This is a genomic window from Paenibacillus sp. SYP-B3998, from assembly GCF_010820665.1.
Lineage (GTDB): Bacteria > Bacillota > Bacilli > Paenibacillales > NBRC-103111 > Paenibacillus_E.
Window position 1 is genome coordinate 95512 of the sequence record NZ_JAAIKC010000011.1, and the last position, 12780, is coordinate 108291.

Annotated in this window: 6 protein-coding genes; all 6 read right to left on the reverse strand. The window is 43.2% G+C overall.

Annotation, left to right across the window (positions count from 1 at the left end):
* Positions 1 to 21: 21 nt before the first annotated feature.
* A complete protein-coding gene (locus GK047_RS23000; RefSeq protein ID WP_163952166.1) occupies positions 22 to 3009 on the reverse strand; it encodes an S-layer homology domain-containing protein in 2988 nt (995 codons plus the stop codon).
* Between the two features lie 250 nt (positions 3010 to 3259).
* Positions 3260 to 7111, reverse strand: a complete 3852-nt coding sequence (locus tag GK047_RS23005) for an S-layer homology domain-containing protein (RefSeq protein ID WP_163952168.1) — start codon at positions 7109 to 7111, stop codon at positions 3260 to 3262.
* Between the two features lie 242 nt (positions 7112 to 7353).
* Positions 7354 to 8463 carry an MraY family glycosyltransferase gene (locus GK047_RS23010; RefSeq protein WP_163952277.1) on the reverse strand — a complete coding sequence of 370 codons (1110 nt, stop codon included), beginning with the start codon at positions 8461 to 8463 and terminating at the stop codon, positions 7354 to 7356.
* A gap of 133 nt (positions 8464 to 8596) precedes the next feature.
* Positions 8597 to 9382, reverse strand: a complete 786-nt coding sequence (locus tag GK047_RS23015) for a WecB/TagA/CpsF family glycosyltransferase (protein WP_163952170.1) — start codon at positions 9380 to 9382, stop codon at positions 8597 to 8599.
* Between the two features lie 28 nt (positions 9383 to 9410).
* Positions 9411 to 10565, reverse strand: coding sequence for a polysaccharide pyruvyl transferase CsaB (gene csaB / locus GK047_RS23020; RefSeq protein ID WP_163952172.1), 1155 nt, complete (start codon positions 10563 to 10565; stop codon positions 9411 to 9413).
* Complete coding sequence (locus tag GK047_RS23025; protein ID WP_163952174.1) at positions 10544 to 12592, reverse strand: DUF5693 family protein; 2049 nt, start codon at positions 12590 to 12592, stop codon at positions 10544 to 10546. The genes csaB and GK047_RS23025 overlap by 22 nt, the downstream gene beginning before the upstream one ends.
* Positions 12593 to 12780 lie beyond the last annotated feature (188 nt).

Sequence of the window (12780 nt, forward strand, 5' to 3'; positions counted from 1 at the left end):
GCCTTCCTTTCATTAAATCGATTATTGATGAGTTACATACGTTGTTACTACTTTACCATTAGCGGACATTGCTTTCAGCGTAAAGCTTGTGGAATCATTCAACGTAATTTGACCAGTCACATTGTTTATTGTCGCTGCAGTACCACCAGCTGGTGTCACCGCATCTTCAAGTGTGTAGCGGATTTGAGTAAGTGTATCATAGGCATTGATTTCTGTTGTTGTATACTCAACGCCGTACTGATCTACTACATTCAGATCCATGTAATCGTATGCGTACGTTTTATTTGTAGCGCTAGTGTAATCCTCATCAGCTGTAAGCTTGTCAACAGTAGGAAGCTCGTCTTTAACCTCTACTTGGAAGTTAGCTGTTTTAAAAGCATCTTTTGCATCCTTGTACATAACGTTTACTGTTGCTGTGCCTTTTTTGTTACCCATGATTTTACCGTTACCACCATTGGCATTCGTAGCCGCTGCAACCACTGCATCGTAACCCGAGCTTGTAATCGAAGTAATTCTGTCTTCTGAAATCGCTACGTCATTACCTGCCGAGTCTTTTGCAGTAATCTTCACGTCTCTTGCAAGGGATGAAGTCTGAATGTTAGCCGCTGATTCATCAACGACTGAGCTATCAATCGCTGCATACAAGGTAGCAGGTTTATCAAGACCATATGTCAGATCTACATTTGCTGGATCAAGTGCTGTAATATCTCTGGACAGGGTTTGAACTTCTTTCCAGTTCGCGCCACCATCTGTGGATTTTTGCAGAACTACTTTCACTGTTCCTTTTCCGTATGAACCTGCTTCTGTTTGGAATTTGAGCCCTTTATTGAAGAGATCAAATTTATCACTAGTAAACGTGTAGTGTTGACCGTTTGTAAGTGTGCCCAGAGCCGCTGTCGTTTCAGCTTCTTTACCTGTTAAAGTAACTGCTGAGTTAGCGTCAGCTGTGAAGTCAACGTATACAGAGTACGTTACATTGCTGGAACCTTCTGTAATTGTTCCTACAGAATCAATCTTTTTGCCATATTGGTCACGAGCTTCGATTTTGAACTCGGAATCAGCTCCCAATATTGCTTTTGTTTTGTTCTCATCAACCATTTTCAAGGAATCAGCAAAGCGTGCTTTACCGATTTTAATTTGTTTGCTAATGTTGCTATTTACATTTGAAGTTGCGATATAGGCATTCAAGTATGCAATGCTATCTGCAGGGCCTGTAACTTTAGAAATTTTAATTTGACCTTTGTGTTGGCCATCTTTAGCAATGACCGGTTGTTCTACATTAGAACCAGAAAGTTTAATTCTATCGATGTTTTCCGCGCTCACCATATCATCTTTGGAAAGCTTCACTCCGTTTGCATCATAAGCAATCAAATCGATATATTTATCTGTATCTTGTGTAGCAAAATCTTCTGTTACTTCACCAAACTCAATTTTTGTAGCCAATTTGCTCGAACCAATTGCAAATTTACCAGTAGCGCTTGCTGAGCCGGCGTATACAGTTACGTTGAAATCTCCGCCTTTGTCCACATTGCCTTTCAAAGACACTTTCACTTCTCCGAAGCCACTGTTATCAAAGTCACCGTATTCAGTCGTAATGTGCTCATCGTACGGGCTTACAATCATATTGATATTGCTTGCTACATTATTAGCATCATCATAGGAAACAGGGTTTCCGTATTGATCAAACTGATTCAAAGCAAATGTTGCTGTTTCGCCAGTTGTCGTAATCGATTTCTTGTCACCGCTGTATACAGCTTGACCAAGTTCGATTTTCGAAACAAACGGCTGGGAGCCTAGTTTGAATGTTTTTTGTGCACTGATACGCGTATCGTTGTTGTACACATAGACAGGAACCATCGTCATACCTGGGCTTGTATCGGATGTAGCGCCAACCATTGTCTTGGTGTTGATTTTAACTACCAAGTTGCCTTCGCTATCTTTTACAAGGCTGCTGTCAAAACCGGAAACAACGGCTGTAAAGTTGCTTGCAGACATATCAACTAATTCATTGTATTGGTTTTTAGCAGCAAGTTTCACTTGCGCTTTTGTTGTTTGTGCAACTGTATCGGAAGCAGAAACGAAGTCGATTGACTTAACGGATTCAGCCTCGCCTTTGAAAGTCGCTGTTGTTTTATCTACAGCCGCTGTATCCAGGCCTGAAAGAGTTACTGTGTAATCTCCTTCCCCTACCTTTACATCAGTCAACGTTAGTACAGCAGACTTCTTATCGTCAGCAAACTTAACCGTCGTTGCTACATCAACTGTAGCTTTTTTCAAAGTCATTTTCGCTTTATCAGTTTCTACTGGCTTGTTAAACGTGACTTCTACTTTTTGTACGCCCGTTGCTTTTGCACCTGTTACAGATACTTTACCAGCCGGTACGTACTGTTGTTTAGCCTCATAAGCGCCTGTCAGAAGCAAATCGCGAGTTGCGTTAGCCATGCCGCCAAATGTGCCGTCAGTGCCATTGGAGAGCACTTTCAGTTCAAGTGCAAGCGCTACATAACCTTGTGCCCAGCCGGAAACCGTTACGTCTGTACCTGTTTTCGCTTTTGCATCTGCGTCTTTACCTAGCACACGAACCAAGAATGTAGCTAGTTGCTCTTTAGTTACTTTACCAGCAGGGTTGTATGTGTTTTCGCCGTAACCATCCGTTACACCAACTGTTTTCAAAGCTTCGATGTAAGGAAGTGCATAACCATTTGCTTCGTCGGTTACACTAACGTCAGTGAAGCTCGATGTTTTCAAGTCTTTGTTGATATCCAATCCCATGATCAAAGCCGCTACTTTCGCGAATTGCGCACGGTTCATTTCTTCTTTCAGACCAAACGACGTGTCGCTTACGCCGTCGAAGATACCAGCACTGATCATCGCATCGAATTTCGCTTTCGTTGCTGTATCAAGATCTTTTAGATCATTGAAGTCTGCCGATGTTTTACCGAATGCTACAGATGAGAACATCGAAAGAGCCATTGCGGACGTTAATACGACGGATAAAGTTTTCTTCATAAAGGTTTGTTTCCTCCTAATATTTTTAAAGTTTTTTGTTATAAAAACTTATAACCAACGGGACGACTTCTAAAACCTTTAAGCCAATAAATAATAATTTCTATCAATTTCGTGTAGCTTATCGTATATCATATTCGCTACAAATTAAGTATACTATCTTCTATACTTGATTTCATTGATAACAATTTTCCAAACACAAAAAAGACCGCCCCTTTAACTAAAGGAGGCGGTCCTTATGGACATCAATCGCTTATTTAGGAATGATGCTTTGTTGTTTTAATACACGAACAGCTACGGCTGCGGCTTGCGCACGCGTGAAAGTTTCACGAGCATCATAACGGTAAGTTTTTTTCTTTTGCCCTTCGAGTAACGCATTTTCAATTCCTTCAATTAGCTTGGCCTTGTTTACAGCCTCGACAGCTGGCGCTGCGTAAAGTTCCATATGTTCAACGTCGGCATCTGTAAAGGTTTTTTTCAAGCTTGCCATTGATTTGGTTTCATCACTGGTCAACTTTAGATCAGCAGCTCGAGCGATCATAACAGCTGCATCTTGACGAGACAGCGAGTTATTAGGAAGGAACAATCCATTCGCGTTACCACGAATAATCCCTGCTCTTGCAGCAGCTTCAATATGTTGATAGTCAAAGAGTCTGCCATTATTGCTGCCTGGTAGGCTATAACCCTTTTGAACATCTAGGAATGTGCCAGTTTGATTTTGGAATTGTGAACCCTCTTCAATATCTGCATTGCGCAATGGAACATTAAAAATATCTACAAGCATCGTAACGAACTCGCCACGTGAAATTGCATCGTTAGGCATGAATAGTCCGTCTGTTTTGCCATCCATATACCCTTTGGAATATAGAATGTCCAAATCATTTCTTGCCCATGGGTGATTGGTTACATCATTGAAGCTGTTATCCATGTACATAACCTGGAAATAACCAAATGAATCTACAGGTACAGTAATTGTGCTCTTACTAGGATCTACTTTACCACCAACGTTCTTCCATTTAGGCAAATAAAGTCCTGATCCATTCGGATCTTCAAATGGTGTGTATTGATATACGGTTAAGTATCTCCATGCATCATTAACAATGTTACTATCGTATTTTAGCGTCAATGAACCTGTCTTTGTTGGTACAACAACATCTCTATAATCCCTCAGGTTAAATGCAGGGCGCGATGTTCCGCCATTAATAAGATTCGGCAAATATCCGCTTCCCATATAAGCATCTTGTAGGGATGAGTTAGAACCATTGGCATTCGGTTTAATAATACCCGCATCTACCCAATAACGTTTACTTGCTGGTCTAAATCTTCCTGTCAGTTCAGCAAGAGTAACCATTCCATTTCTATTCTCAACAGCGTCTGCACCATCTGTTCGATCAACTCGACCATCTTCATTACTTGCGATTCCAAATAGTATTTGGCGATCAGTGCTTACATACTGGGTGGAATCGTTACGATCATAGCGCATCAACTTCGTATCTTTCGGGAAGGTAAACTGAACATCTCCATCAAAGACTTTTATTGAATTGCCTAATGGAGCTTTGATCTGAGCGCCTACCATCGTAACATTAGTATTAAACAATACAATACTTCCGTTTAACTTAGATGTTCCACGATTAACAGTAAACTTAACCTCATTGGCACCAATCTTTAAATTCTTAACTTCGTAGAAGAAGTGTTTAGTTACTTTATCGTAAATCGCTTCTTCTTTTCCAAAAACTACAGAATCTGCTTGAGCAGCCTCAAGCTCGATCATATAGTAATTTTGATTAATGTTCGCCTGATCGAGATTCTTAGCATTTTTTATGATTTGCTTGCTCGTAGGATGTACAAACGTATATGGAGCAGGCTCACGAGTAATCGTTAATATTTTGTTAGCCGTAGTGCCTGAAATTGCATTAGTAGAAACAATTTCAAACACATACTGCCCAAATTCTTTTAACTGAAAATAGCTTCCTGTGTCAAAACTATCCGTTCCTGTCAAAGGAATACGTTCATTAGCCGAAATCGCAAAAGGAGCTTTACGGACATATAAGGCCGTACCCGGAGTAGGCGGAGTTTGAACAGTCGAGTTTACAACTTTACCTATAATCCTAACTCCAAGCGCTTTTGTTACATACGTATCAGGCAAAGACTTATCTTTAATGAATTCAGGGTTTAAAGTGTCCGCTTCGAAAGGTTGTAAACTATCTACAGAAGGAACATTATCTGATAAAACAAAAATTTCCATTGTTGTTGTTGTTACCAGTTGACCAGAAACTTTCAGTTCAATGGTAAGTGTGTATTTCCCATCTTTCACAAAAACACTAGCAAGATTGTCTAGCTTAAAGATTCCACCGTTTCCTTTCGGCGAAGTAGAAACCGGAACTGCATTTCCGTTTATTTTATAAACAATGGCATCGTAATCAGCGTCAGCAGCAATATTCACGATACGCCCGGAAATACAAGGTGCTGTACCACCACTTGCACAAGTTAACATGGTTGCGGCTTTAACAACGATGCCGTTATAAAGTTGATTTATAATAACATAGGGTGCACTTGTTATCACCAAGTTATATTGCTTTGCTCCTGCTGCGTAAGTGTTAGCGGATGTGGTTTTGTAAGGAGTCACGGTTAAAACAACAGGACCATCTGTAATACCCTGCAAGTTTAAGGTTGCCGATTTAGCTCCAGGCCCACCAGTTACAGCATATTCTCCATTCGTAATGGATGCAGTTTCATTGTATGGAATCCCATTAATTTTGATAATAACGCCTGTTGCCTGGTCATTCGTATAAACTTTCAATGCAGCAGGGAAATTTGTAATCTGAGTGCTGCCACCTTCACTAATAGTGGTTTCGTATGTAGCTCCGCCACCAGGCGTTGAACGTACGGAATTCAGCTTACTTACATAAGGTTGATCTTTATCTACATAAGAAAACACATATTTAGATGTACTGGTTGCACCATTCATATCAGTGAACACAAAGAACAACTCTTGTGTTGACTTTTGTTTATTTACAGGCAACTGACCTGCTTTAACATTAAAAGTACGATATGGCTCAGTTAATGTAGAACCATGCTTGAGTGTTACGTTCAGGTTGCTCCCCAAACTTGGAGTAGCAGGCGTATTGTCACTAAGCGTAGGAACCTTCTGCGTGTTGCTATCAAAATCGTAGTGATAGTTATTACCCGCACTTGTAAAAATGTCCATATAGACATATCTACTAACTGTATCATGCACTTTGATATCTGTTTCAAAGTCAATATCAGCAACAGGTGCAGCAGCTACTGTTTCAAAAGTTGGATTATCGACTAACTTACTGAAAGTTGCGCCGCCCTTGAGTTTAGCAACGGTATTATATGCAAAAGCTTTCCCGTTATCGTATGCAAATGTACGCGGCATTGTAAAGAAGTTAGATTGATTTCTTGCAGCAAATGTAACCTTGTTATCTCCTGGATTGAATTCCATATCTGTAGTTCTTCCAGTATTCGTTACGAATGTGAATATTCCACTTGCAAATGCGGAACGTTGATAAACAGCACCGCCTAAGTTAGCTTCAATATCTACCGCGTTATTCGCAGTACCCGTAATATTGATCCCTGTGTAAGGTCCATGAGAAGGATATGTGCCGCCATCAACAAAGGAATCATCATTAAATTTAAGTGCAGCAATGTTCGAAACTGGCGTGTAGTAAACATAAGCTGGGTTGGAAATGACTCCTCCAGTTTGGCCATACTTTATGGTAATTTTGTTCTTACCTTCTGTTAAATTAACACCATTAAAATATATTTCGCTCTTATTGCTTGGGTTTCGAACTGCCTTGTTTGTCGTATTTGACGTGATTTGTCCTGTATTTTCATTAACAACCTCGTAGTAAATACTATTGATCTGATCGTCAGTGATTCCGTTAATTGTAACATTAACAGGCGTCGTACCTTGCGTTACTCGATCAACAAGTGAATCATCATAAACACTAGGTGGATTAACCGTATAGAGGTTAGTAATCGTTATTGTCCCAGCTGCGCTTGCAGTCATCGTTGGCAGTGCGCTAATAAGCAGAGTCATGATCAACATGAGGCTTGCCCATTTTTTATTGAAAATTTTCAAAGCTATTTCCTCCTTATGTATAGTATGTTAGATTTCATCTTGACATCTTTCAATCTTTTTCGACAATCCCTCCTAATTACTCCCAACATTCTACAATATTAGACGCGGATATGAGTCAAAAGTTCTTGTTACTTTCTTATCGGTAAAAGCAGTAAAAATGTTTAGAGCCGAGCAAAAAATTCATAAAAAGCAAGAAAACCCCAACCATTGTGGTTGAGGTTTAAATTTAAAACAAGATGCCCTTATTTACCCAAGCGATCACTCTGCACTGGCTTTCCAAGCAAACGTTGGAAAAAGTTAAGAATAGGCTTCCGGCTTTTGCTGATAATACCAATGGCCTCGGCACCAACCAACATCACCAAAAATAAAGCTACAATAATCATCACCAATCCCCAAGTAAGGTCCTGAGAGATAAATACCGAGCAAACCACGGCGCTACCGCCAAATACAAGCGCAATACCATAAATAATTAGCACACTCGTGCGATGACTAAACCCCAATTGCAGCAGACAATGATGCAAGTGACTCTTATCTGGCGCGGATATCGGTAATTTGTTCACATAACGACGCATGATTGCGAAGAAGGTATCGGATAATGGCACACCTAGAATCATAATCGGAATTAATAGAGATACAACAGCGGCTTGCTTGAAACCGAGTATAGATAAGGTAGCAAGAGCGAAGCCGAGGAACAAGGCACCTGAGTCCCCCATAAATATTTTGGCCGGGTGAAAATTGTAGAACATAAAGCCGATGATACTTCCAAGTAAAATCACGCTCAAGAGAATTACAGTTACGTTCCCCATCATTAAAGCAAGGACAAGGATCGTAGTTGTTGCAATTCCAGAAACACCTGCCGACAAGCCGTCGAGGCCGTCAATCAGGTTGATCGCGTTGGACACGCCAACGATCCATAATATAGTGATCGGAATGCTTAACCAACCAATGTTAAAGTTAGTCGTCCCGAAAGGGATGTTCACGAGATCAATTTTAAGACCAAAAGCAACAACGATACAAGCAGCAATAAGCTGTCCGAGCAGCTTCCATTTAGGCGAAAGTTGGAAACGGTCATCCAACGCCCCTGTGACAACAATTACGAACCCGCCGAGCAGCAAACCAAATGCCGCATCTGAGTTAACCGCATCAAGTGCTGGAGAAATAACGAAGTAGGCACCGACGAACGCAAGGAATATCGCTAATCCTCCGAGACGCGGCATAATTCGCGTATGTACCTTACGATGGTTGGGAGCATCAACAGCTCCTACCCAGAAGGCAAATTTTTTGACTAGGGGTGTCAGCAGCAGCGCCATTAAGCACGAAGCGATAAACCCAATCACATATAATCCATACATTTTATTCTTCACAGCTCCTCTTGTCGTGGGTGGCAGGTCATCCGCCGAAATGAATTATACTCCGATTTGTCCACAAATACCACTGCTAAATTTGTCTGAAATGACCGTTTTCAGGTGATTTTCATGAAATTTTTCATGATTTCGTGACTTTCTCTTTGTCCCGCATTACTTTCAATGCAAATTTCGGAAGCAGCAGCATTCTCTTATAGCGCCAAGGCTCCTGCAGAAGGCGATAAAACCACTCTAGACGAAGTTTCTGAAAAATAACAGGCGCTCGCTTTAGCTTGCCCGAAAGAACGTCAAAGCTTCCTCCAACACCCATCATAACTGGAATGTTGATTTGCTCTTTGTACTTACCAATCCACGGCTCTTGATTAGCAGCCGATCTTCCTACAAATAGGAGGTCTGGCGCGGCTTGAACGATATCAGCGATAACCTCGGCATCCTGTTCAGCCCCGAAGTAGCCATCACGAATCCCTACAAGCTCGATGCTTGGGTAATCAGCCCGTAATCGATCAGCGGCTGCATGTATGACTTCGGAAGATGCCCCTAGCAGGTACACTTTCCACTTCCTTGCCTCTCCGACTTTCATTAACTCATGAAGTAAGTCATATCCAGGGACCCGTTCTACGACAGGCTCACCCACATAATTAGCTGCCCAGACAACGCCGGTCCCATCAGGAACGATTAATTCAGCCTGCTGCATCATCTCTAAATAAGCTGGATCTTCCTGCGCGGCCATAACCATGATTGGGTTCGCCGTAATGATCTGATGAGGATTTCTCTGTTCGATAGCTTCTGCTAAATAAGCGACTGTTTGCTTCATGCCCATCTTAGAGATAGGCACACCGTAAATACGTACTTTAGGTATAGCGGCAGCAGAAGCCACCGCAGGATTTGTAGTTGTTGTTAGGCTCATGAATCTCTCATCCTTTATGACGTTAGAATCAGACATTTGGTTGCTTGTAAAAATTGACGATTTGCTGCGCAGGTCGCTGCGCCTGCGCTTTCAGCTCTTCGATAGCGGCGCTGCGGGACGCCGCCCACTGCTCTCGCCCGTCGAGGAGTCTTAACGACTCGGCGGTAAGGGCTTCTGCATCGAAGCTAGCTGTCGATGCCGCGGCTTGCATACCGAGCCTATGAAGGAATTGGTCGATCTTCGGATCGTACGAAATCCCAACCATAGGCACGTACTGCGAAGCTGCATATATGAGAGAATGCAGCCTCATTCCGATCAGCAGATCGCACTCTGCAACCAGCTCAAGCATATCCTGCGGATGCGCGATGCCACTCGCCATCTCCACACGACTGCCGTGATCACCAAGGCGATCGATCACGAACTGCGAGGCCACCTCATCCGAAGGGAGGTGGAAGGGCAAGAACCGCAGCCGCACATCCGTGCGGGCCACGAGCAGTTGCCCTAAGGACCGCGAGAGAGCCTCCAGCTCCGAGCGGTCCTGGTTCCAGAAGCGGACGGATACTCCAACCGTTCGTCCTGCACTCACGGGCGCGACATCAGTCGCGCTCGCAGTCCCCAGCCCCAGCGTGGCCTCAGGCACGCTGCGTATCCGCAACGGGAGGCCCATCACTGGGTCAGGTACAATTTCAATGCGCTCCCGCTTGAGGTGCATTGAAACCAACAAGTCTGCGGACTCCATATCGCGGACAGACACATACTTACAGCGCTTGAATACGCCGCGTATCCAACCGTCAAACATCCGGCGGTTCACCGGCCCGATGCCCTGTGAATAAATAAAGGTCGGCTTGCCAAGCCACTGGGCTAATTTCAAAACAGCCAAGTAATAAGGGATTGTCTTAGAGCTTGTCGCATCCTGCAGCAAGCTTCCTCCCCCACTGATAAGGCCATCCGCTTCGCGTAGTGCGCGAAGCAAAGGGCCTGGTCTCATCCGGTGATACGCCTTAACGCCATACATCTGAGAGGTCTTCTCCGGATTAGCCGACAATACGATGGGTTCGATCTGAATGCCTTTAGCTCGACCCTGCTCTTGCAGAGCGAACAAAATGGATTGCAGCACCGCTTCATCCCCACTGTTATCGAAACCGTAGTAGCCGGATAAGGCTATTTTAACCGAGGCACCCATCGTTTCCAACTCCTTGTGGCAATTTCCCAAGATGCAATTAAAATCAGGCCGATTAAGGCACCGAATACAACACCATACGTAATCCGAATGAGCGAAATATGAAGAGGGGTATGCACATGTGCAAAAGTATCTACGATGGAAAGCTGTCCAATAACCCCAATGAACATTAGATATACGGCGTGTCTATAACGAACCGCTAAGTAGGCTCCGAATAAAAAGACAGGGTGAGCGAACAAGAATTCTTTGGTTCGCGGACGAACCCCCAATGTATTTTCTAAGAACGACCGGAATAGCTTCTCCACTGTAGAGGCCTGTCCTTCGTTGCCTGTGCGTGATAAGTAGTAGTAAACCGCCGCAAGTGCGATTCCTGCCGTTACAATCCACAGTACGCTGATGTAAGAAGAAAGAATTTGGCGAACTTTCCCCAATTTCTCCGCGTAGGTATTGTTTTCACTAAAGAAAAGAAGAAACAAGCCAGCAATAGCAATTGGAAGTAAATGAAGCGCACTAACGCCTCTGAATTGCTGAAGAACAAGAGAGTACGTAATGTGATTCAGAAGCGCCACTTCATACACAACCCCGATTAGCGAAATCAAGGAAGTTCTGAGAAGCATCCACAATCCAAAGCCCAGTCCAGACCTCCACTTGGCTGCAGCACCAGAACGTACAGAGCGAATCGCGAGCATCATAGCTACACTCGGTGCGCAGATGGCTGTCGCCAACGCAAGACCCTGCGCGTATAAATTCGCTGACAACGTATGCAGAGCAACGGCGCCAAGCAAGCCCACGAAGAAGAGAAATAAAGCCGCCTCAGGTACAAAGAAAGTAACTGTAAGAACAATCAAGCTGACACCACCCACGAGCATGAAAACACGGGCAGCTTTTTGCCAAGCTGTCGTTTCCACTGTAAATGGCTCTGCGGGTCCTAACGTAAAGCCAACGTTCTCAATTCTTGGAATTGCCCCATCTTTGCCTTGCAAGCTCTCATAATAGGCTGCTAAGGGATCGGAGAGCTTACCTTTATCCAAGCTTTTCACTGGCTTCGCGTTTATGAAGACCATGCGAATATTACGATCTTTCACAGCTAATACAAACCGATCCGCAACGCCTTGAATCCGATCTTCAAGCTCCGCCTTTTTCAATGGCTCTGTCAGCTTTTCTCCGTCCTTCTCAGTAAAGGAATGCAGCCTAACGACATTATAGTTTGTTTCTTTCGCTAAGGTATTGAATCCTTTTTGCGGTTCCTTTAGCATTTCAATCGCGGCTAAACCAATACCATTTTTATGAAGGAGCTCTGCCATCTTGTTGAGATGTAGCTCCGTATTCTCTTCGGTATAACCTGGAACTTCATTCCCATCCACAATGATTCGTTTCACACCGAAATCATGCAGTTGTTTAAGTAAGCGATCCATTTCATTAGTCACAAAAGGTCTGCGATTCGAGAGACGAACCACGATTTGAAAACCTTTGTCTTTCAACATTTGAAGCGTTATTGGATCTGGGTCCATCGTCTTAATAGATGCATCATCTATGCTCATCTGAATAATGAGCCCGCTTCTGTTTTTGAAGCTCCACGGTTTCGTTGCGACTTTCAGATCGCCGAATGTTTTTTGAATCAACGGCTCAAGCTTTTGCTGAGTCGCGTTATCAGAGAACAAAACATACGTATAATTCTCATTGGGCTCCCCAAAAGTTTGAGTCATTGCCATAGCATCACGAGAATTAAACATTTCAATGCGACGACTTTCTCTAAATTCCGAAAGCGTACTCTCATAGACAGCCATTGAGCCTATGCCTGCTGCCTTCATGTTATTGAGCTGATCCGCAGCAAAGCTTTGGGGATTGGTTTGAATATCAGCGATATCTAGCAAATCGCGATAGTCAAAAACAAATTCCACTTGATTTGCGGAAGTCTCCGTCTGATGACGTGTGAAGGCTAGCGGTAACGAGCCCAGCATTCCAATAATAACAAGCCACCATAATACATTTTTAAGCGGATTATTCCATGTTTTATACCACTGCGTCAAGTTGTTCACTCCTTAGAGCTTTCCAAAAGAAAGCTTTCTTCGTAAGTATTTGCTGTATCTTTTCCCTTTACATTCGAAAACCTCTCCAGATCATCAAGTCTGGATATCGATCATCTGAATGCGGAATTATTTCCAACTATTCATTAGACGATCTACACCCGACTTAGGTTCTGAAGAGGTTCATTACA

Bases quoted from the DNA above. Each gene is read 5' to 3' on its own strand.
- GK047_RS23000 (WP_163952166.1), bottom strand. From the start codon at position 3,009: ATGAAGAAAACTTTATCCGTCGTATTAACGTCCGCAATGGCTCTTTCG.
- GK047_RS23010 (WP_163952277.1), bottom strand. From the start codon at position 8,463: ATGTATGGATTATATGTGATTGGGTTTATCGCTTCGTGCTTAATGGCG.
- GK047_RS23015 (WP_163952170.1), bottom strand. From the start codon at position 9,382: ATGAGCCTAACAACAACTACAAATCCTGCGGTGGCTTCTGCTGCCGCT.
- csaB (WP_163952172.1), bottom strand. From the start codon at position 10,565: ATGGGTGCCTCGGTTAAAATAGCCTTATCCGGCTACTACGGTTTCGAT.